13 protein-coding genes are annotated in these 22,111 nt (G+C 70.2%); 8 read left to right on the top strand and 5 right to left on the bottom strand.

Going from position 1 to position 22,111, the window contains the following annotated elements; all coding sequences use genetic code 11:
- Positions 1-289 precede the first annotated feature (289 nt).
- Both FDA94_RS32000 and FDA94_RS31995 read left to right on the top strand, forming a co-directional pair.
- Positions 290-9,787: a DNRLRE domain-containing protein gene (locus FDA94_RS32000; protein WP_170991221.1), complete on the top strand. Its 9,498-nt coding sequence runs from the start codon at positions 290-292 to the stop codon at positions 9,785-9,787.
- 155 nt (positions 9,788-9,942) lie between these two features.
- Entirely contained in the window at positions 9,943-10,293 is a 351-nt protein-coding gene (locus FDA94_RS31995; protein WP_137250797.1) for a hypothetical protein, read from the top strand.
- 61 nt (positions 10,294-10,354) lie between these two features.
- On the opposite strand, the gene FDA94_RS31990 is transcribed toward FDA94_RS31995, so the two are convergent.
- Positions 10,355-11,824: a PucR family transcriptional regulator gene (locus FDA94_RS31990; protein ID WP_137250796.1), complete on the bottom strand. Its 1,470-nt coding sequence runs from the start codon at positions 11,822-11,824 to the stop codon at positions 10,355-10,357.
- A gap of 108 nt (positions 11,825-11,932) precedes the next feature.
- Between FDA94_RS31990 and FDA94_RS31985 the strand changes: the two genes are divergently transcribed.
- On the top strand, positions 11,933-14,158 hold the full coding sequence (locus FDA94_RS31985) for a molybdopterin cofactor-binding domain-containing protein (protein ID WP_137250795.1): 2,226 nt from the start codon (positions 11,933-11,935) through the stop codon (positions 14,156-14,158).
- Positions 14,159-14,401: 243 nt separating this feature from the next.
- Here FDA94_RS31985 and FDA94_RS31980 read toward each other — a convergent pair whose 3' ends face one another.
- Positions 14,402-15,322, bottom strand: a complete 921-nt coding sequence (locus FDA94_RS31980) for an excalibur calcium-binding domain-containing protein (protein WP_137250794.1) — start codon at positions 15,320-15,322, stop codon at positions 14,402-14,404.
- 77 nt (positions 15,323-15,399) lie between these two features.
- Positions 15,400-16,131, bottom strand: a complete 732-nt coding sequence (locus tag FDA94_RS31975) for a thioredoxin-like domain-containing protein (protein WP_137250793.1) — start codon at positions 16,129-16,131, stop codon at positions 15,400-15,402.
- A 97-nt stretch (positions 16,132-16,228) separates the two neighbouring features.
- On the opposite strand from FDA94_RS31975, the gene FDA94_RS31970 reads away from it, so the two are divergent.
- Both FDA94_RS31970 and FDA94_RS31965 read left to right on the top strand, forming a co-directional pair.
- Positions 16,229-16,864 carry a DUF305 domain-containing protein gene (locus FDA94_RS31970; protein ID WP_137250792.1) on the top strand — a complete coding sequence of 212 codons (636 nt, stop codon included), beginning with the start codon at positions 16,229-16,231 and terminating at the stop codon, positions 16,862-16,864.
- 70 nt (positions 16,865-16,934) lie between these two features.
- On the top strand, positions 16,935-17,228 hold the full coding sequence (locus FDA94_RS31965; RefSeq protein WP_030450588.1) for a DUF3467 domain-containing protein: 294 nt from the start codon (positions 16,935-16,937) through the stop codon (positions 17,226-17,228).
- Here FDA94_RS31965 and FDA94_RS31960 read toward each other — a convergent pair.
- Positions 17,225-17,998 (bottom strand): MBL fold metallo-hydrolase, encoded by a 774-nt coding sequence (locus FDA94_RS31960; RefSeq protein ID WP_137250791.1) that lies wholly within the window; start codon positions 17,996-17,998, stop codon positions 17,225-17,227. The two genes, FDA94_RS31965 and FDA94_RS31960, sit on opposite strands and share 4 nt — an antisense overlap.
- Positions 17,995-18,975 carry a cyclic nucleotide-binding domain-containing protein gene (locus tag FDA94_RS31955; RefSeq protein WP_170991220.1) on the bottom strand — a complete coding sequence of 327 codons (981 nt, stop codon included), beginning with the start codon at positions 18,973-18,975 and terminating at the stop codon, positions 17,995-17,997. Before FDA94_RS31955 ends, FDA94_RS31960 begins: the two co-directional genes overlap by 4 nt.
- Before the next feature lie 126 nt (positions 18,976-19,101).
- Here FDA94_RS31955 and FDA94_RS31950 point away from each other — a divergent pair, with 126 nt between their 5' ends.
- From FDA94_RS31950 to FDA94_RS31940, 3 genes are all read left to right on the top strand, one after another.
- The gene (locus FDA94_RS31950) at positions 19,102-20,385 is read left to right on the top strand and encodes an adenylate/guanylate cyclase domain-containing protein (RefSeq protein ID WP_212735601.1); all 1,284 of its coding nucleotides are present in this window, start codon (positions 19,102-19,104) and stop codon (positions 20,383-20,385) included.
- Positions 20,385-21,104 carry an ABC transporter ATP-binding protein gene (locus FDA94_RS31945; protein WP_137250789.1) on the top strand — a complete coding sequence of 240 codons (720 nt, stop codon included), beginning with the start codon at positions 20,385-20,387 and terminating at the stop codon, positions 21,102-21,104. Before FDA94_RS31950 ends, FDA94_RS31945 begins: the two co-directional genes overlap by 1 nt.
- Positions 21,101-22,111, top strand: a 1,011-nt coding sequence (locus FDA94_RS31940; RefSeq protein ID WP_212735600.1) for a hypothetical protein, incomplete at its 3' end; no start/stop codon positions are given. The genes FDA94_RS31945 and FDA94_RS31940, both read left to right, overlap by 4 nt.

Genomic DNA, 22,111 nt, shown 5'->3' with positions numbered 1-22,111 from the left:
GAAAAACATCAATAAGCCGGACATAAAGAAAAGTCTTGCTCCTTGTTGATCTCTACCGTAACGTCCTCGACGTAGATCGCTCCAGTCGCGACGGCGCGAAGGGAGCGGCGGGAAAGTTCCCCCGTGCCCCCCGACCTCGGAGCGTGCTCTTTCCATGCCCCCATTCGCGCCAAGGCTTTCGCGCGCCCTTTTTCATGTCCGGACGACGATTCCCATAATCGCGGCAATCCTTCCCGGGCTGCTTTTCCTCCCCGTGCAATCTGCCGCGGCCTCCACCGGGTTACCTTTGTTGACCCTGTCGGACAGCACCGGCGTCGGGGTCGACCCTCCCCGGCAATTGGCCGGGAGCGCGGCCGGCCGGGCCCACCTGACCGGCCCGGCAGCCACCGACCTGACGTCTGAACCTGTCAAGCAGGACTCCACCGCACCACGTGACGCTCTACCTCGCGAGAGTCGCCATAAGAGTTCAGGCCAGCCCGCGACGGGCGGACTGCTGAAGCCACCTCCATTACCTGAGGAACTGACGGGGACCGCCGGGGACCTGACCGGTCTCGACGCCGACCGTCCGGCCGCGAGCGCCGAGGCCCGCAAGACCGGCGACCGCGTGCTGGTCGAGTCGGCGACCACCGAGTCGTCGCTCACCTACGCGAACGCGGACGGCACTTTCACCACCGAGATGAGCACCGGGATCAACCGGGTCAGGCGGGACGGCGACTGGGTCCCCGTCGACACCTCGCTGGTCGGCGGTGACGGCGGCGGTGACAAGGTGCTGCGCGCCAAGGCGGGCAAGGCCGACGTGGAGTTCTCGGCGGGCGGGGATGCGGCGCCGCTGGCCCGGATGAGCCTGGAGGGCGGCGAGTCGGTGGACTTCACCTGGCCGGAGCCGCTGCCGAAGCCGGTCGTCAAGGGGAGCAAAGCCACCTACGTCGACGCGGCGGGCGAGAACGCCGACCTGGTCCTGACCATGCTCCCGGGAGGGTTCACGCAGGATGTCGTCCTGCGTGAGCGGCCCGACGGGCCGGTGAAGGTCAGCATGGACGTCGAGGGCGAGGGGCTCGTCCTGACCGAGAACGCCGGTGGTGGTCTCGACGTGACGTCCGAGGCCGGCCGGGTCGTCGCGCGCGCGGCCAGACCGTTCATGTACGACTCGTCCGGCGATGAAGGGGAGCACGGCGACGTCGCGGAGATCGACACGACGATCGTCGAAAAGGGCGGGCGTCAGACCCTGGTTCTCGAGCCTGATCCGGAATTCCTGGCCGATCCGGACACGGAATATCCGGTCACGGTGGACCCCACGGTCACGCGGTGGTCGGGCAAGGACACCTACGTCTACAACAACCTAGCCAACACCACACACGACGGCATGACCCAGCTGCAGGTGGGCGAGTCGTCGAGCAGCTGGGCCTACCGGTCGCTGATCGAGTTCGACCTGCCCAATCTGTGGGACGCCACGGTGACGGAGGCGACGCTCGAGGTCGCCCATCTGCTCTCCCCCTGCGCCACGATGACCGCCAAGCGGCTGACGGGCAGCTTCTCCTTCAGCACGACGTGGAACAACCAGCCGACCGTCACCAGCACCGGGTCCGCCACCAGCTCGAACGCCGCCTGTCCTTATTCACGGTTCAACGTGGCCTCCATCGTTCAGGCGTGGGCCGACGGGGCGAGCAACTACGGCTTCCAGCTCAGCAAGACCTCGGCCTCCGCGGTCCAGACGCTGCGGTCGGAGGAGAGCGGCATCGAGCCGGTCCTGTCGATCACCTACGCGTTCGGCTCGGCGCCGGCGGTTCCCACGCCCAGCGTCGCTCCCCAGGTGGAGGCCGAGAACGGCGGCGTGATCACCTCGCTGACCCCGGTCATCTCGGCCCCGCTCAGCGACCCCGACGGCGGCACGCTGCAAGCCGACTTCGAGGTGCGGGTCGGGGGCACCACCGTGTGGGAGAACTCCGCCTCCGGCGTCGCCTCGGGCGGAACGGCCACGGTCGCCGTCCCCTCGGGCGAGCTGTCCGACGGCCAGACCATGGAATACCGGGTCCGCGCCACCGACGGAACCAACACCTCGTCGTGGTCGTCGTGGATACCGGCCAGGGTCACCTCGATGCCGGTCGCGTCGCTGAGTTTCGTGTCCTACAACCCCATCGACAACACCCAGGTCGGCTCGCTGACCCCCGCCCTGTCGGCCTACGCCAAGGCGCCGGGCGAGGCGGCGACGAACTACTGGTACCAGGTCTGTGAGGGCACTCCCGGAAACTGGATCTGGTGTGAGGCGTCGACCTGGGTCAAGGGCTCCTGGACCGTGCCGCCCGACAAGCTGAAGTGGGGACGCACCTACTACTGGTACTCCCAGGCGGCGACCACCGCCACGACCAGCACTTCGCCGTGGCGGACCTTCACCACCACCCCCGAGCAGGCGACGATCAACTCGCTGCTCGCCGAGGGCACCGACGGCCGTGAGTTCGACCACGTCACCGGCAACTACACGACCGCGGCGACCGATGTGTCGATCCCGACGGTCGGCCCGCCGCTGTCGGTCACCCGTACCTACAACAGCCTCGACCCCCGCACCGACGGCGTGTTCGGCGCGGGCTGGACCAGCCGGTGGGACACCCGCCTGGTGAACGAGCCGCGGCGCAACACGGTCCTGATCACCTATCCCGACGGCCGGCAGTGGCGCTTCGCGGAGAAGCCCGGCGGCGGTTACGCCGCCCCCGAGGGCATGTACGCCACCCTCGCCACCCAGTCGGGCGGCGGCTGGCGGCTCATGGACAAGGAGTCGACCTCCTACTGGTTCGACTCGGCGGGACGCCTGACCCAGGTGACCGACCACCGGGGCCGCAGCCAGACGCTCACGTACACGGCGGGGAAGCTGTCGAAGGTCACCGCGACCGGCGGCCGCTCGCTCAACTTCGGCTGGACGGGCGACCACATCACCTCCGTCTCCACCGACCCGGTCGGCGGAACCGTCACGCCCCCGGCCTCGGCCACCGACGCGTTCACCCGGACGGTGACCGGCGGACTCGGCACGGCCGACGTCGGTGGTACCTACACCGCCACGGGCAGCGCCGCCAACTACAGCGTCGACGGCGGCGGCGCGAAGCTGGCCATGCCGGCCACCGGCGCCAACCGGCGCGCCTACCTGCCGGCCCTGGCACTGACCACCTCCGACATGACCTTCAGCGTCGGCAGCGACAAGGCGGCCACCGGCAACGGCATCTACCTGTGGGGCATCGGGCGGAGCGTCGCCGGCCAGGGCGACTACCGGGTCCGGGCGCGCCTGCTCGCCAACGGCTCGGTCGTCCTCGCGCCCAGCCGCGTCGACAACTCCCAGGCTGAGACGCTGCTCGCCACCGAGACCACCGTCTCGGGCCTCACCCACACCGCCGGAACCCCGCTGAAGATGCGGGTCAAGGTCAGCGGCACCTCCCCCACCACCGTCCAGGCCAAGATCTGGCCCGCCTCCGGCAGCGAGCCGGGCAGCTGGCAGGTCACCGCGACCGACGGCACCGCCGCGCTCCAGACCGCCGGCGGCATCGGCTTCGGGTCGTACCTGTCCGGAACCTCCACCAACGCCCCTGTGGTCGTCACCGTCGACGACCTCAACGTCACCAACGGCGGCTCGGGCGGGACGGGCGGCACCACCGGCACCCCCCTCACCTGGACCTACACCTACACCGGCGACCTGCTCACCAAGGTGTGCGCTCCCGGGGCCGGGACGCAGTGCACCACCTACGAGTACGGCAACGACTCCCGCTACCGCAGCGCGGTCATGGACTCGGGCCCGCGCGGCTACTGGCGCCTGAACGAGACGGCCGGCGCCCTCGGCACCACGGTGACCAACGAGGTCGGCACGGTCTGGCGGGTGGGACACGCGAAGATCGCCGGCGCCACCGCCGACCTCGCCACCGGAATCGGGGCGCCGCTGGAGGAGACCGACGACAAGGCGATGCGGTTCGAGGGCACGGCCGGTTCGTCCTACGTGTCGCTGCCCAGCGGCGCGGTGAACGGCCAGGGCGGTGACGTCTCGCTGGAGACGTGGTTCCGCACCACCGCGTCGGGCACGATCTTCGGCTACCAGAACTCGGCGGGGTCGACCCCGACGGCCTACACCCCGGCGATCTACGTCGGCACCGACGGCAAGCTCCGCGGTCAGTTCTGGACCGGCACCGCAGCGCCGATCACCACGACCGGAACGGTGAACGACGGCCAGTGGCACCACGTGGTGCTGGCCGGCGCGCGCAACACGCAGAGCCTCTACCTCGACGGGCAGCTCGTCGGCTCACTGTCCGCGCAGATCGCCCATCTCGGCCAGTGGGACGCCCGCATCGGTTCGGGCTTCGGCTCGGCGAGCTGGCCGTTCAGCACCGGCAGCAGCGGGGTGTTCGGCTTCGACGGCGACATCGACGAGTTCGCCTTCTACGGCAAGCACCTGAGCACCGAAGAGGTCCAGACCCACTGGACCACCAAGAACGCCCGCCGCCAGATCACCAAGATCACCACGCCGTCGGGCCGCGTCTGGGCGCAGAACACCTACCGCAAGGACGGCGGCCGCCTGCTCACCCACACCGACAAGGACGGCGGCCAGTGGGAGCTGTCCAACCCGGTCGACGCCGAGGTGTCCGACACCCAGACGACCCGGACGACCACGGTCACCGACCCGCATGACGGGACGCTGGTCTACGTGGCGGACCCGTGGCGCGGCTCCCGGCTGATCTCGGCCAAGGACCAGCTCAACAAGACCGTGAGCTACGAGTACGACACCGGCGGCTACCTTTCGGAGATCACCGACCGGAACGGCAACGTGAGCCGGCAGCAGTACAACCCCCGGGGCAATCTGGTCGGGCTGCACCGCTGCCGGTCCGTGGGCAACTGCTCGTGGGAATGGGTCGAGTACGAAGAGCACGAAGACCAGTTCGACCCACGTAACGACCAGCCCAGCGTGCGCCGGGACGCCCGTTCCGCCAGCGCCACCGACGACACTTACGCGACCACCTGGACGTACAACACCCACGGCGAGATGGTGTCGGAGACCCGGCCGACGGACGACGGGCCGGGGCTGACGCTGACGTACACCGATGGCACCGAGGCGGCGGTCGGCGGCGGAACGGTGCCGGCGGGCCTGCTGAAGAAGAAGGTGGACGCAGAGGGCGGGGAGTGGACGTACCGCCAGAACGCCTCAGGAGACCTGGCCGAGGAGACCAACCCGACGGGGCTGGTGACGACGTACACCTATGACGCGATCGGCCGGCAGACCACCCAGACAGAAATCTCCGACGACTTCCCGTCCGGGAACACCACAACGATCGCCTACGACGCCCGGGGCCGCGTCGCCACCCGGACCGAGCCGGCGATCGAGAACGAGATCACCGGCGTGACCCACACCGGACGCACGACCTACACCTACGACCCCGACGGCCGGCCGCTGACCGAGACGGCCTCCGACCTGACCGGCGGTGACGCACCCCGGCAGACCACCTTCGCCTACGACGACTACGGCCGGGTCGAGACGACGACCGATCCCGAGGGCGGAGTACGCGAGTACGCCTGGAACCACCGAGGTGCTCAGGTACTGGCGACCAACGAGGTGGGGACGCGACTGGCCTACACCTACACCTCCCGTGGGCAGTTGGCCACGGAGGTGCTGAAGGACTGGACGGGCAGCCCGACGGCGCCGCAGCCGGCCGCCGACGTGGTGCTGTTGTCGTACGCGTACGACAACAACGGCCGCCTGTCGTCACAGACCGACGCCATCGGCCGCACCACCCGGTACACCTACTTCACCGACGACCTGATCGCCGAGAAGATCGCCGACGACGCCCATCTGAACGGGTCGTCCACCCCACGTGACGTGGTACTGGAGTCCCTGTTGTACGACGCCGCCGGCAACCCGACCCGGGTGACCACGGGAGGCGGCAAGACCCGCGCCGACTACGAGGTCGACGAGTCCGGCCGCGTCACGTCGATCACGCTCGACCCCACCGGCCTGGCCAGGAAGACCGTCATGGCCTACGACGGCAATGACAACGTCGTCAGCGTGACCAAGACCGGCGGGGGCGGCCCTCAAGCCGAGGTGACCACCTACGAGTACGACGCGGCCAACCGCCGGACGAAGTCGACCGTCGAGAACGGCGCCGACGACCTGGTCACGACCGTCGCCTACGGCGACCGCGGCTTCCCGACCGAGAGCACCTCCCCCGGCGGTCACACCACGGAGTTCCGGTACGACCTGGCCGGGCGTCTGGTGGAGCAGAAGCAACCGTCAGTGAACGTCGAGCGGAACGGCGCGGCTCCCGTCGCCCACCGGCCCAGCATCCGTTACGCCTTCAACACCTACGGCGACCAGACCCACGCCACCGACCCCGAAGGCCGTACGACCGTCTCGGCGTTCGACAAGGCCGGGCGGAACACGTCGATCGCCGCCCCCTCCTACACCCGGCCCGGCGGCACCGCCGTCACCCCGACCGCGACCATCACCTACGACGACGCGGGCCGCCCGGTCGATTTCACCGACGTGCTCGGGGCGACCAGGGTCAACACCTACGACGCCCTGGGCAACCTCGTCCGGGTCACCGACCCGCCCGCCACGACCGGGGCGACCGCGGGCCGCACCGACTTCACCTACACGCTGACCGGCGAACGTCTCTCCCAGACCAACCCCGTCGGTGGCCGCACGGAAGCCACCTACGACGACCTCGGCCGCCAGATCACCACGACCGTGATCGACCGCTACCCGGCCGCCGTCACCCTCGTCGGCCACGCCGAATACGACGACGCCGGCAACCTGATCTCCGAGCAGCGCCCCACCGGTGACACCTCCGAGGCCGAGGTCAACGCCTTCGGCGAGATCACCGAGCTCACCGACGCCCTCGGCAAGATCACCGCCTTCGGGTACGACCTGGCGGGCCGCCAGACCACCGTCACCGACCCGCTCGGCAACCAGACCGCCACCGCCTACGACCTGGCGGGCCGCCCGACCTCGATCGCCAACAAGGACGACTCGGGAACCGTCCTGCGCACCCGTGCCCTGAGCTTCGACCTGGACGGCCACCCCACCGGCACCGTGGACGCGGAAGGCCACACCCACACCGCCGCCTACGACGCCCTCGGCCGGCTGACCCAGATGGTCGAGCCGGTCTCGGCCGGTCAGTCGATCACCACGTCGTTCGGCTACGACGCGGCCGGCGCTCAGACCCGTTACACCGACGGGCGGGGCAACGCCACCATCACCACGTACAACACCCTCGGCCTGGTCGAATCGGTGATCGAGCCGGCCACCGCCGCCTATCCCAACGCCGGCGACCGCACCTGGACCACCGGCTACGACGCGAACGGCAACGCGGTCACCCAGTCACAGCCCGGTGGCGTCGTCATCAGCCGCACCTTCGACAACCTCGGCCGCCTCACCGGCCAGACCGGCAGCGGCGGCGGCAGCGCCACCACGGAGGCCAAGACCTTCGGTTACGACCTGGCCGGCCGGGTCACCTCCGCGGGCGACCTGACCTTCGCCTTCAACGACCGGGGCGCCCTGCTCAGGACCACCAAGGCGGGCGTCGACCAGGCCACCTTCGCCTACGACGCCAACGGGCGCCTGACCCAGCGCGCCGACGCCGCCGGTGCCGCCAGCTTCACCTGGGACGGCGACAACCGCCTCACCACCGCCACCGACCCGCTCACCGGGGTCACCGTCAGCTACGGCTACGACGACGCCGACCGCCGCACCGGCGCCACTTACGGCACCGGCGGCCCGCAGCGCACCTACTCCTACGACGACCTGAACCGCCTGACCGGCGACGTGCTCAAGACGGGCGCCGGAGCCCCGCTGGCCTCGATCTCCTACGGCTACGACGCCGAGGACCGGCTGACCTCCAAGGCCACCAGCGGAACCGCCGGTGCGGGCGCCAACTCCTACACCTACGACCACTCCGGCCGTCTCACCTCCTGGACCGCGCCCACCGGCACCACGGCCTACGAATGGGACGCCGCCGGCAACCGCACCAGAGCGGGCGCCGACACCTTCACCTACGACCAGCGCAACCGCCTGACCTCCGGCGCGGGCACCGACTACACCTACACCCCGCGCGGCACCCAGGCCACCGCCACCAAGGGCGCCCTGACCACGACCTCCACCTTCGACGCCTTCGACCGCATGATCACCGACGGCGGCGCCACCTACATCTACGACGCCCTCGACCGCATGACCACCCGTACCCAGTCAGGGACCACCGCCAAGTACGTATACGGCGGCACCTCCAACGACCTGACCGCCGTGACCGACGCCGCCGGGGCCGTCCAGGAGCTCTACAACCGCGACGCCACCGGAGCACTGCTCTCCAGCAAGACCGGCGCCGCCACCGCCCAGTTCCAGCTGACCGACCACCACCGCGACGTCGTCGCCGGCTTCACCGCGGGAGCCACCAGCCTGTCGGGCTCCACCTCCTACGACCCCTTCGGCACGGTCCTCGCCACCGGCGGCGCCCGGCCGCAGCTCGGTTACCAGGGCTCCTGGACCGACCCGGCCAGCGGCAAGTCCAACATGGCCTCCCGCTGGTACCAGCCCGGCACCGGCACCTTCGCCTCCCGCGACACCATGACCCTCGCCCCGGCGCCGTCAGGCAGGGCCAACCGGTACGCGTACGGACTCGGTTCGCCGCTCACCATGATCGACCCGTCGGGGCACGCTCCCAAGGTCCCGTCCAAGCCCGTGCCCAACGTGACCATCGACGCCGACGGCGTCTGCCGCGGCACCCTCAGCAACTGCGACGCCTACTTCAACCCGCCGATACCGGACCTGGACCTCGGCGGGGGGTTCGGGATCGACTCGAGCGGGACCTGCCACGGTGATTTCAACAAGTGCGTCAAGTATTTCGAGGGCAACTACTGGGAGAACCTCGCGGACGCCTACGTTCCGATCGACCCCCGGATGTATTTCAACGAGGACATGGCGCGGGAACTCGGCGTCATGGAGAACGGGAAGCCGCTGGTCGAAGGCGTCCCCTACTGGGGCATGAACGAAGACGCCAGAATGCGCTACCTGGCCGGTTACAACCCCTCGATGAGCGACGAGGAGCACTTTCTGGCGGCGTTGGACGCCATGGCCGAGACCAACGACTTCGCGGGCCTCGACTGGATGCTGAGCGGACTTCCCAGCGGCGGTAAAGGCGTCAAGGGGAAGGACGTCGCAAAGGCGTGGAAGGCGCAGAAGAAATTAGACACCGAACTCGAGCACTGCAGGTATGTCCTGAGTGAAGGGAAACACAAGAAGGACTCGGAGTGTCAGCGGAGAATCGAGGATGCATGGGAGGAATGGCGCTCGCTCTTCTGCGGAAACAGCATCAAGTCGGGCCCGTGCAGATTCAGCGTGGCCGCCACATGGCTTTCAGAGGCCACCGGGATGCCCAAGGCATTGTATGAATTCCTCGGCTCGACCATGCCATGGATCTCTTATGACAAGTTCGAAGAACGACTCATTGCGTGGGCGGAGAAGCAGGGCGGCTACTGCCATGACGCCCCGAGAAACATCACGATCTGCAGCAACCTCGTCAGCGGCGTACATTTCGGCAGAGGAGCGACCACCCTGGGCTCGGTGATCTTGACGGCGAAGCCTTACAGCAGAATCAGCCAGATTCTTCTCAATCACGAATACGTGCATACGAAGCAATTTCATGACATGTACGCATACACAAACTACTGGCCCACTTTCCTGGTCTTCTATCTGAACGAGCCACTCTGGGACCCGTGCGACAACCGATATGAGAAGGAGGCCGAGAGGGCGGGAAACACGTACACATGCTAAGTCGCCGTCCTTCCCGATCTGCATTTCGTCGGCTGAGGTCGCTCCTGCTGCCGGTATGCGCGCTGTTCCTGACCGGGTGCTTCCTGCCCGTTCTCGGTGATCCGATACCGCGGCCCATCGGCTTCGGCAGAGACGGCGACGGACAAATCCGGTTCATGGTCGTGCTGTGCCCCGGCGAAAAGCTCGCGGCGCTTACGGTGACCGACAAGGCGACCCTGCAAGCGATCTGGAAGGTTTCGCAGCCCTCGGACGCGAAACAGTTCGGTGGGCCGATCACGCTGAACGACCCGCAGGGATTCGCGAAGGTCGAGGTATCGATGGGCAGCGCCGTGCCCGAGGCGATCGACGCGACCGCGGAACTGGTGGACGGCCTGCAGTTCGGATCCGCATTCGGGGTCGACGATGTGCCTGAGACGCTGACGGGCACGAACGACGTCATCGACGCCGATGACAAACGAGTCACGGAAGACGAATTCCGTGAACAGGTGCACGACGAGTACTGCTGATAACCACAGATGAGGCCGCGCCTACCAGGTGTAGGTCGGCGCGGCCTCATCGCATACGGCTTCAGGAGGCGCGGAGCGCCAGATACAGATCGACGCGGTCGGCCATCGTCGTCAGATTCCGGCCGGTCAGTTCCTCCACGCGTCTGATGCGATAACGCACCGTGTTCACGTGCACATGCAACCGCTCCGCGCAGACATTCCACGACCCCGCGCAATCGAGAAACGTCGACAGGGTCCGCACCAAATCGGCCTGGTGTTTGCGGTCATATCCGAACAACGGATCGAGCAGCCGCGAAGCGAACCCCCGCCGAATATCGTCAGGCACCGTAGCCAGCAACAACGCGTGGGTGTAGATCTCGTCGCTGGTCACCAGCCCGCCGTCCCGGGCGTCGGCCATCCGGCGCGCGTACCCCGCCTCCTCGATCCCCCCGCGAATCGCCGCCGGACCGGTCAGCGCGGCGCTGACGCCGACCGAGAGCCGGACACCCGGGGCGCTCAGCGCGGCGAGCCGCGCCTTCAGCGACGTGGTCAGCTCCTCGACGGAGTCACCCAGCGGCACCAGGGCCAGCCCGGCGTCGGCGGCGGCCACCGCGACGACCGTGCGGTCGAGCATCTCCTCCAGGACCAGCCCGCCCAGGGTGGCGGCGTCGGGGCCGTCGGAGGCGGCGGCCCGCAGAGCCGTGCAGGCCACAATCGCGTAGGGAGAGGCCACGTCGAGGCCGCAGGTTCTCATCCGGGCCGACAGCTCCGGCAGGTCGGCGCTGCCGGCCAGGCCGATGAGCTGTTCCAGCAGCCGCCGTTCGACGCGGCGGCCCTCTTCCATGCGGGTGCGTTCGAGGGCCACGCACGCGGCCAGTTCGAAGCCGATCTCGGGGTTGACGTCGCCGTCCAGGACCAGCGCCCAGCCGGCCACGCGGTGGCTGCGGTCGACGGTGAAGATCGTGCGGGGGTCGGCGGTCACGTGTGGGAGCCGGACGGCGCGCAGGAACTCGTAGGCCATCCGGGAGGCGTCGGGGACCTCTCCGGCGATCACCCGGCCGGTCGCGGAGATCACGCCGCCGGTCACGCCGAGTTCGTCGTGGGCCATCCGGAAGAACTCCGGCAGCCCGGCGCCCTCGGCGACGGCGGCGAAGATGCGGCGGTGGCGGCCGAGGGCCAGGCGCTGTTCCCCGGCCATCCGGCGGTCGACGACGTCGATGACCGCGCCGAAGGACACCTCTATCGGGACCTCGACGAGGGCCAGGCCGCGTTCGCGGCAGGCGTCCACGAGGTCCTCGGGCACGTGGCCGAGGCGGGCGTCTCCGGCGGCGAGGGCGGTGACGCCGGCCCGGACGAGATGGTCGACGAAGACGGCCGAGTCGGCGGGCCGGTGCCGCCACATCATGCCGGTGAGCACCAGTTCGCCGCCGGACAGATAGCGGCCGGGCCGGGGCAGGTCGGTCACCACGACGCCGGTGATCTCGCCGACCGGCTCCCCGGTCAGCAGGATGAGCCGCAGCGTCTCATGGGCCAGCAGCTCACTTATCTGCACAAGACCCACCTTATTTGGATGAATCTACAAGCGCCGCCCTCTGCGGCCCCGGCGTTTCATGGGTCAGCCGATAGGTCCGGAAACAAAAGGTTGGTCTACTGGGCGTCTATGAGCATCGCCACCGGACGCACCCAGGAAACCGGGCAGGGAATCGGGCAGAGCCTGCTCCGCCCCGACGGCACGCTGAAGGTCACCGGGGAGTTCGCCTACTCCTCCGACCTGTGGCTCGACGGCATGCTCTGGGGCGCCACCCTGCGCAGCCCCCACCCGTCGGCCTGGATCAGGTCCATCGACGTCGGCCCGGCGCTCAAGGTGCCGGGGGTGTTCGCGGTGCTCACCCACGAGGACGTCCCGGGCGAGAAGTTCTACGGCCTGGAGCACAAGGACCAGCCCGTCCTCGCCATCGACCAGGTCCGCTACCAGGGCGAGCCGATCGCCCTCGTGGCCGCCGACCACCCCGAGACGGCCCGGCGGGCCGCCGATCTCATCGAGGTCGTGTACGAGGTCCGCGAGGCCGTCACCGACCCGCGCAAGGCCGCCTTCGACCTCACGATCCCGCCGGTCAGCGTCCACGGGAACCTGGTCAGGCACCAGCCCGTCAGGGTCGGCGGCACTTTCACCGCCGACGTGGTCGTCACGGGCGAGTACGAGGTGGGCATGCAGGACCAGGCCTTCCTCGGCCCCGAGTCGGGCCTCGCGGTCCCGGCCGAGGACGGCGGCGTGGACCTCTACATCGCCACCCAGTGGCTGCACGTCGACCAGGACCAGATCGCGCCCTGCCTGAACCTCCCGAAGGACAAGGTCCGCCTCACGCTGGCGGGCGTCGGCGGCGCGTTCGGGGCGCGCGAGGACCTGTCGATGCAGATCCACGCCTCGATGCTGGCCCTCCGCACGGGCAAGCCGGTCAAGTTCGTGTACGGCCGGGAGGAGTCGTTCTTCGGGCACGTCCACCGGCACCCGGCCTGGATGCGCTACGAGCACGGCGCCGACCGCGACGGGAAGCTCGTCTACGTCAAGGCGGAGATCGTTCTGGACGGGGGCGCGTACACCTCCAGCTCGCCCGCCGTGGTCGGGAACGCCGCCTCGCTCGGGGTCGGCCCCTACGAGGTGCCGAACGTCTTCATCGACGCCTACGGGACGTACACCAACAATCCGCCCTGCGGAGCGATGCGGGGGTTCGGGGCCGTGCAGGCCTGCTACGCCTACGAGTCGCAGATGGACCGGCTGGCCGAGGCGTGCGGGCTGTCGCCGGTCGAGATCCGAGTACGCAACGCCGTCTCGCAGGGGTCGCTGCTGGCCACCGGCCAGGTGATCGACACCCCGGCGCCGCTCGCCGACATGCTGCGCGAACTCGACGCCATGCCCCTCCCCGGGCCCTCCTCCCTCGACCTGCGCGAACTGCCGGGAGGCGTGGCGCAGACCACCCACGGCGAGGGGGTCAGGCGGGGGATCGGCTACGGCGTCGGCATCAAGAACATCTGCTTCTCCGAGGGGTTCGACGACTACTCGACGGCCCGGGTGCGGGTGGAGCTGCTCGGCGACGAGCCCCACGTGCTCGTGCACACGGCGGCGGCCGAGGTCGGGCAGGGCCTCATCATGGTCAAGACCCAGATCGCGCAGACCGAGCTCGGCATCGACCGGGTCACCATCGTGCCCGCCGACACCACCGTCGGCTCGGCGGGGTCGTCGTCCGCCTCGCGCCAGTCCTACGTGACCGGGGGCGCGGTCCGGGCCGCGAGCCTCGCGGTGAAGGAGCGCCTCGACGCGCTGACCGCCGACGGCCGGAGCCTCACCCAGGTGCTGGCCGAGGAGGGCCCGGTCGAGGAGACCCGCGAATACCGGCACCGCAGGACGTTCCCGATGGACCCGCTGACCGGCCAGGGCGACTCGCACACCCAGCTCGCGCTGTGCGTGCACCGGGCGGTCGTGGACGTCGACGTGGAACTCGGGCTGATCAAGGTGGTCGAACTGGCCGCCGTCCAGGACGTGGGGAAGATCCTCAACCCGCTCGCCCTCGAAGGCCAGATCCACGGCGGCACGGCCCAGGGCCTCGGCCTGGCGCTGATGGAGGAGATCCAGGTCCGCGACGGCAAGGTCCTGAACCCGTCGTTCACCGACTACCTGATCCCGACCATCCTCGACATGCCCCCGATGAAGCTCTCGATCCTGGAGAACCCCGACCCCCACGCGCCCTACGGGCTACGGGGAGCGGGCGAACCCCCGACCCTGTCGTCGACCCCGGCCATCGCGGCGGCGGTCCGCGCGGCGACGGGCCTGCCCTTGTCCCGGGTACCGATCAGACCGGATGACATCGCCCTGGCCGTCCTGGCATAGGCCGATGAATCCGGCGAGGCGTCAGCTCCGACAACTCGGTCGATCTAGCGAGCCCGGCATGAGCCGAAATCCGGCGAGGCCGCGTGCACCGACGTCCCGGTTGATCTAGCCGTCCCGGCTGAGGCCGATGAAACCGGCAGAGGCGCGTGCGCCGGCATCCCGGCCTATCGGCCTTGCGACACGACGCTCAGGCGAGCTTGCCTTTCGACATCCGGGTCGCGCGGGGAGTCGACGGCCTGAAGGTCAGGACACGTCGTCGCGGTCGCAGGCGACACCGTCGTTGTCGACGTCGATGTACCACTCGTATTCCGAGTGGATGCCCTTCGTGTAAGGGCCGGCCGCCGCCGCGATCGCCGCCGCGCAGGTCGGGTAGCGCTGGGAGGTCGTGCCCTGGCCGTTCGCGGAGGGCTGGTTGGTCCCGCCGGGCTGCTGGTTGGGGTCGGTGCCGCCGGGCTGCTGGTTCGGGTCGGTGCCGCCCGGTTGCTGGTTGGGGTCGGTCACCCCTGGCTGGCCGCTGGCCGCCGGGTCGCTCGTGGGCTGGCCTGCGGGGGGCTGGGCGGGTGGGGCGCCGGTGCCCTTCAGGCGGGCGAGAAAGGCGTCGGCCTCGTCCTTGGTGAAGCCGCCGACGATGCTCAGGCTGTCTTGGGTGATCTCCTGGGCCACGCGCGGGGTCGAGACGACCTTGTCGCCGACCACGATGGCGAGCAGGCGCTTCACGGTGTCGCGGGTCAGGTCTTCGATCTGGGCCCGGTTGTCGGGGGCCAGGACCACGCGGATCGAGTAGGTCCCGTCGGACTCGGTGAAGGTCTCGATCTTCTGCACCGACGTCAGGGTCACGCCCGGTTCGAGCTGGTAGCAGGTGGTGCCGACGTCGTCGAGGACGGCCTCGGTGTCGGCCGGGCAGGGGGCGGCGCCCGACGCCTCGACGGGCGCGAAGTGGATGGGCACCGCGAGCTTGGTCACGACCGGCTGGGTCAGCGGCGGGGAGTCCTGGTTGTTGGTCATCAGCACCGCGACGGTGCCCAGCACGCCGGACATGATCACCACGAAGACCAGCGCGACGCTGAGGGCGATCGTGGCGCCCTTGGTCGCCTGCGGCGGCTGCGGCGGACCCGGCTCCTCCGCAACGGGGGTGTTCTGCATCCCGGCCTCAATCCCTGACATCGCCCGCAGAGCCTATCGACATGGGACGGCCCGTGGCCAAACTGGCGCACGGGCCGTACCGGACTTCACAACGGTTGTTACTGGGCGGGCGCGTCCGTCGCGGGCGAGGCCGCGTCCGACGGCGCCGGGGCCGGCTGGGAACCGGCGGGCGGCAGCGGGGCGTCGGCGGCCGAGCGGGTCTCGCCGCCGTCGCAGCTGGCGCCGAGCTCGGGGGTGTCCTCGCCCTGGCGGAACTTCAGGATGAAGGCGTTCAGGTCGGGAGACGAGGCGCTGTCGAGCTGGATCTGGTGGTTCCACGACGAGGCGACGATCTTCGACGGGAGGCCGGGGTAGGGGCTGAGCAGCATGTAGGGCTCGCCCGCCAGCGCCTTCAGCTTGTCGACCTCGGCGGCCGGCAGGTCGGGCTGGTAGGTGATCCAGACCGCGCCGTGCTCCATCGAGTGGACCGCGTTCTCGTTGTTGATCGGCTGCTCGTAGATGCCACAGGTCTGCCAGGCCGGGTTGTGCTCGCCGCCGGCCGGCGGAGTCTCCTTGTAGGCGACCTTCGTGTTGACGTGGCCCGCGCCCTTGTACTCGTAGTTCTTGACCTTCGGCAGCATCGCCTCTTGAGCGGCGGTCGCGGCCTTCTCGGCCTCCGACTTGTCCATCTCCTGACGGATGATGTAGAAGGCGACGCTTCCGACGAGAAGCAGGATGACCAGGCCGCCGATACCCCACATGAGGACAGCGGCCCGCCGTTCCTTGGCTCGCTGCTGCGCCCTCATCTGGGCGATGCGGTCACGCCGTGCCTGCGCTTTCTCCTTGGTCATCGACCCTCCATCACGCGGTCACATATGGACAAGGAGAATAGTGGGTATAGATAGCCGTTTGGCCCATCGCGTCCTGGCGGGAAGTAATCTGAGGGCGATGAAGAACCCCCGTTCGCTTCTGCTCCCCGTCGCCGCGGCCGTCGTCGTGGTCGTCGCGATCGTCCTGCTGCTGGTCAACCTGACCCGGCCGGGCACCCCCGGCGACCTGTCGCCCGAGGCCGGCTTCGCCCGTGACATGGGGGTTCACCACGCGCAGGCGGTCGAGATGTCGTTCGCGGTGCGCGACGAGAGCACCGACGACGGGGTGCGCAGGCTGGCCTACGACATCATCACGACCCAGTCGGCGCAGCGTGGAATGTTCATCGGCTGGCTCCAGCAGTGGGACCTGTCGCAGGCCTCCAGCGTCAAGCCGATGACCTGGATGGCGGGCCACGGCCACGCGGCGCCCGCGAACGTGACCCCGGGCGTGATGCCCGGCATGGCCACCTCCGACGAGATGAAGCGGCTCGCCGACGCGAAGGGGCAGGCGGCCGAGGTGCTGTTCCTGCAGCTGATGATCCGCCACCACGAGGGCGGCGTCGAGATGGCCAAGGGCGCGGTCGAGCTGGCCGAACGCCCGGAAGTGCGGAACCTGGCCCAGCACATCGTCGACGGCCAGACCGCCGAGATCGACCTGATGAAAGAGATGCTCGCGACGCGCGGCGCGCAGCCGCTTCCGTCGATCCTCAAATAAACAGGACGTGTCGGACGCGGGAACGCTCCCCCGACAGGGCACCATGGAGGCGACCCGGAGGGATGAGGATTTGACCAACGAGCCCGAGAGCCGCCTGGAAGTGAGCATCACCCCCGAAGTGGAGGCCGGCCAGTACGCCAACTTCGCCTCCGTCTGGCATACCCAGGATGGGTTCGTGCTCGACTTCGCGGTGATCACGCGCCCGCCCGGACTGGCCGACAACGGCGACGGCCAGCAGTACATCAGCGTCCCCACGCGGATCGTGAGCCGGGTGCGCATTCCCCCGGCCCAGGTCTTCGAGCTGATGAAGGCGCTGGAGCAGCAGCTCACGGCCTACGAGAACGAGGTCGGCCACAAGATCTAGACGGTCACGACGTCGCCTTCCCGGGCGAACAGCACGTCGGGCCACTCCTTGGCGACGGCGTCGAGCTGGTCGTCGGTACGGCCCGGCGCGTGGTGGGTCAGCAGCAGCCGCCGCGCGCCGCAGCGTTCGGCGAAGGCCAGCGCGTCGGTGATGGTGGCGTGCCCGTAGTCGTCGGCCGGCGCCTGCTCCTCGGGCCGGAACTGGCCGTCGTGCACGATCAGGTCGGCGCCCCGGCACAGCTCCTCGGCCGCCGGCGAGCCGAGCTGCGGCGCGTGGTCGGGCAGGTAGACGACGGCCACGCCGTCGCACTCGACCCGGGTCCCGACGGTGGTCCCGCCTTTGTGCGTCACCTCGGCCTGTCTCAGGGTGAAGTGCTCATAGTCACGGCTCCCGCCGGAAGCGGTCACCGACACGGCTCCTCGCAGACCCGTCGGCTCGATCGGGAAGTGCGGCGGCGAGAACGCCCGGGTGAGCAGCTCCCACGGCTCCTCCCCGGGCACGATCAGCTCGACGACCGCCTCCGGGTGGTCCACCGCCCGGCTGAACGGCAGCCCCTGCACGTGGTCCCAGTGCAGGTGCGACAGCGCGATCACCCCTCGGAAGGGGACCGGCGCGAGGTTCCTGATCCCGGTCCCGGCGTCGAGGACCAGCGGCGGCGCCGCGCACCCGTCGGGGAGCACGGCCACGCACGAGGTGTGGCCGCCCCAGCGGGTGAACTCGGCGCCGGGGGCGGGCGTCGACCCGCGTACCCCCAGGAAGTGCAGTCTCACGCGAACTCCTCGCGGCGGTGGCCCTGGGCCAGGTGCTCCAGGGCGGCCCGGTCGATGGTGTCGGCGGCGGCCTCGGCCACCCTGATCGGGGTGAGCGCGGTCAGCGTGGCCGTGCGGCGGCCGTTCTCCAGCAGGGCCCGCTCCCCCAGCACCGCGCCCGGCCCGACCTGGCCGAGTTCGCGGCCGTCGACGTCGACCGTGACGACGCCGTCGAGGAGCAGGAACAGCGACTCCCCGGGCTCGCCCTGGCGGACCAGCGCCGCGCCCTGCTTCAGTTCCCGGATGGCCGGCTTGCGGGTGCCCCGCATGATCAGCCGGGACAGTTCGCGTTCGAGGGCGGTCTCGGCGGCCGTGACGACGACCGGGGAGTCCTCCGCGCCCCACGGGGTGGCGCGCTGGGCCGCCCACGCCTTGAAGTCGGTGACACCCGCCTTGAGGATCAGCTGCCCGGCGGCGTCGTAGACCCAGTGGCGCGGGAACGGGCTGGCGCCCGACAGCGTGACGTCGGAGGTCCCGTCGGCCCGCAGCGTGATCGAGATCGTGGTCCAGACGAGCGGTGAGCGCCAGCGCGGGATCCCGCCGGTGGCGCGCGGCATCGGGAACGAGGTGCGGCCGCCGGCCGACTGGGTGACGGTGACGAATCCGTCGCCGACGGTCTCGGTGCGGAGGTCGGGCAGGCTGATCGCGGCCAGGGTGAGGCCGAGAGGGCCGAGGCGGACCGTGGTGGAGCCCATCACCCCGCCTCCTTCGGCGCCGTGGGCGATCACCCGGCCGTCGTCGCCGAACTCGGCCCAGGCACGCAGCACGTTGGCGAACCGGAACCGGTCGGCGCGGCGCAGCGCCTCCAGGTCGTCGACGCGTCCGGGGGGCGGGTCGTCGTAGTGGGAGATCCCGGCGTCGAACATCGGCCGGGTGTACCCCTTGACCGCCTCCGACGGGATCCAGGACACGGACGTGGCCTGCGATTCGACGCGCATTCTGGCCTCCTCTGGTCGGTTCCGACGGTAGGGAGCGGGAGGCCGGCGGCACAGGGTGGTGTCCATCCGGGCGCAGGAGGGCTAACCCTCTGTTCGGGGCGTGCGGTCAGGAGGGACATTGGCCGCGTGGACCGCATCACCGTGCTGCTCGCCGACGACAACCTGATCGTCCGCGAGGGCGTGCGAGCACTGCTGGCGAGGGATCAGGCCCTCGACGTGGTCGGCGTGGCCGCCGACTACCACGAGCTCGTCGCGCGCGCCGAGGAACTGCGTCCCCAGGTGCTCGTGACCGACATCCGGATGCCCCCGACCTTCCAGGACGAGGGCATCGACGCCGCCCGGGAGGTACGAGGGCGCCTCCCGGGCACCGGCGTCGTGGTGCTGAGCCAGTACGACGACCCCGACTACGCGGTGAAGCTGCTGTCGGAGGGGGCCGACGGGTATGCGTACCTGCTCAAAGACCGGATCGCGGACGCGCGGTTGCTGGGGCGGGCCATTCGTGAGGTGGCGGCGGGCGGGTCGATGGTCGACCCCCAGATCGTCCAGGACCTGCTCTCCCCCGCGCGGTCGCCGGAGCTGAGTGCGGCCGAGGAGGCGCTGCTGCGGCAGGTCGCAGAAGGGCGGTCGGTGAAGGCCATCGCGGCGGCGGCCGGCGACAGCCCCGAGAAGGTGAACGCCCTGGTCGAGCAGCTGTTCCTCAAGCTGGCGCGGGGCGCGTCGGCCGGGCGGCAGGGCGCGCTGAAGCGGCTGCGGATGCTGCACACCGCGATCCTGCGCCGCGACGAGCAGGGCGAGCGCCTCTCGCGCCTGTTACCCGGCGGCCTGGCCGACAAGCTGCTGGCCGACCGGCTCGACCGGACCGAACGGCTCACGGTGACCGTGCTGATGAGCGACGTGCGCGGCTACTCGGGCATCGCCGAGCGCACCGACCCGGCCGTGCTGGCCGGGCAGCTCAACGCCCACCGCCGGGCCATGAACGCGGCCATCCTCCGCGAGGGCGGCACCGTCATGCAGTACGTCGGCGACGCCGTGATGGCCGTCTTCGGCGCCCCCGACCCGCGCCCCGGCCACGCCGCCTCGGCGGTCGCGGCGGCCCGGCAGATGCACGTGCGCCAGCACCGCCTCAACGACGAGTGGGAGACCCCGTTCCGGCTCGGCATCGGCCTGTGCACCGGCGAGGTGGCCGCCGCGCTGCTCGGCAGCGAGGAACGGGTCGAGTACACGCTGGTCGGCGACACGGTGAACCTGGCGGCCCGGATGCAGGACCTGGCCCGCCCGGCCGGGACGGTCGCCGCCGCCAGCACCCTGGCCGCGCTCCCCGAAGGACTGCCCTGGATCGCCCTCGGCCCCCGCGCCGTCAAGGGCCGGACCACCCCCGTCACGGCCTTCCACCTCCCGGAGGAACACTGATGTCCACCGACCTCTCCACCGAGAACCTCTCCCCGGGTGAGTCCGCCGAGACGCCCGCCGTCAGGGTCAGAGGCGCCCGCCGCACCTTCGAGGCCGAACTCGCACCGGTACGCGCCCTGCGGGGCGTCGACTTCGACGTCGCCAAGGGCGAGTTCGTCGCCGTCATGGGCCCCTCGGGATGCGGCAAGTCGACCCTGCTGAACGTCATCGCCGGGCTCGACGGCGTCGACGACGGCACCATCGAGGTCGCCGGGGAGCGCGTCGACGGCCGCGACGAAGACTGGCTGGCCCGGTTCCGCCGCCACCACATCGGCTTCGTGTTCCAGTTCTTCAACCTCCTCGACGGGGTGTCCGCGCTCGACAACCTCGTGCTGCCCGGCGTGCTGGGCGGCATGAAGCGGCGGGCCGCCGAGGCGCGCGCCCGGGACCTGCTCGACCTGCTGGGACTGGGTGACAGGTTGCAGCAGGTCCCGGCCGTGCTCTCCGGCGGCCAGCGGCAGCGCCTCGCCATCGCGCGGGCGCTGGTCAACCAGCCGAGCCTGCTGCTGGCCGACGAGCCGACCGGCGCGCTCGACAGCGAGGGCGGGCTGGAGGTGCTGGAGCTGTTCCGGCGGCTGCACGAAGACGGGCAGACGATCGTCATGGTGACGCACGCCGCCGAGGTGGCGGCCGGGGCGTCGCGGTCGATCCGGATGCGCGACGGCCGGATCGAGTCATGATCCCCGGCCTGACCTCGGTGTGGCTGCGCCTGGAGTGGCGCCGCCGGGGTCGTTCGGCGGTGGTGCTGGCGCTGCTGATCGCGTTCGCTCTCGGGACGGTGCTCACGGCGGTCGCGGGGGCGCGGCGCGCGGACTCGGCCTACGACCGCCTGGCGGCGCGGACGCTGCCCTCGACGATCACCGTGCTGCCCAACCAGCCCGGGTTCGACTGGGATCGGGTGCGGGCCTTCCCCGAGGTCGAGGCGGTCACCACGTTCGTGGTGGGCGGCTTCAACGTGGAGGACCCGCCCTCGTTCTCGGCCGGGGCGATGCCGCCGGGCGACGACCACGTCTTCCACGGCACGGAGGTGCCGGTCGTGCTGGCCGGGAGGCTCTACGACCCGGCGCGCGAGGACGAGGTCGTGGTCAGCCAGGCGTTCGTCGACCGGTTCGGCAGAAGCGCGGGCGACCGGGTGGTCCTGCGTCTGGGGGCGCCCGACGAGGTCGGGATCAACGCCGACAGCGGCATCCCCTACACCGGCCCGCGCATCGAGGCGACCATCGTCGGGGTGGTCAGGTCACCCTGGTACATGGACATCGTGGGCGACTCCGACGGCATGATGCTCGGCACGCCGGAGCTGATCCGGCGCTACCCGGGCAGTTTCCTGGGCGCCGACCGCGACGGCTACGTCAACGCGCTGGTCCGGCTCCACGGCGGCGCGGCCCAGATCGAGGCGTTCAAGACCCGGCTGACCCAGCTGACCGGCCGCGACGACATCGACGTCTGGAACAACGCCGACAAGGGCAACCGGCTCAAGCGCCTGATCGCGTTCGAGGCGGCCTGCCTGCTGGCCTTCGGACTGGCCGCGTTCGGCGCGGCGGTGGTGATCATCGGCCAGGCGGTGGCGCGCTACACGGCCGCCGCGTCGGTGGACCTGCGGGCGCTGCGGGCGCTGGGGATGACCCCGCGCCAGGCGATCCGGGCGGCCGTCACGCCGCCCCTGCTGTCGGCGGCCGCGGGCGCCCTG

Source organism: Herbidospora galbida (genome assembly GCF_005233835.1).
In the GTDB taxonomy this organism is placed as follows: Bacteria; Actinomycetota; Actinomycetes; order Streptosporangiales; family Streptosporangiaceae; genus Herbidospora; species Herbidospora galbida.
The sequence above is the reverse complement of the archived record's forward strand: the minus strand, read 5'-3'. Positions and strand labels throughout refer to the sequence as shown.

What these genes read in the sequence shown, in the direction of transcription:
- FDA94_RS31995 (WP_137250797.1), top strand. Translation starts at nt 9,943, where the DNA reads ATGGTCGTGCTGTGCCCCGGCGAAAAGCTCGCGGCGCTTACGGTGACC.
- FDA94_RS31985 (WP_137250795.1), top strand. Translation starts at nt 11,933, where the DNA reads ATGAGCATCGCCACCGGACGCACCCAGGAAACCGGGCAGGGAATCGGG.
- FDA94_RS31980 (WP_137250794.1), bottom strand. Translation starts at nt 15,322, where the DNA reads ATGTCAGGGATTGAGGCCGGGATGCAGAACACCCCCGTTGCGGAGGAG.
- FDA94_RS31975 (WP_137250793.1), bottom strand. Translation starts at nt 16,131, where the DNA reads ATGACCAAGGAGAAAGCGCAGGCACGGCGTGACCGCATCGCCCAGATG.
- FDA94_RS31970 (WP_137250792.1), top strand. Translation starts at nt 16,229, where the DNA reads ATGAAGAACCCCCGTTCGCTTCTGCTCCCCGTCGCCGCGGCCGTCGTC.
- FDA94_RS31955 (WP_170991220.1), bottom strand. Translation starts at nt 18,975, where the DNA reads ATGCGCGTCGAATCGCAGGCCACGTCCGTGTCCTGGATCCCGTCGGAG.
- FDA94_RS31945 (WP_137250789.1), top strand. Translation starts at nt 20,385, where the DNA reads ATGTCCACCGACCTCTCCACCGAGAACCTCTCCCCGGGTGAGTCCGCC.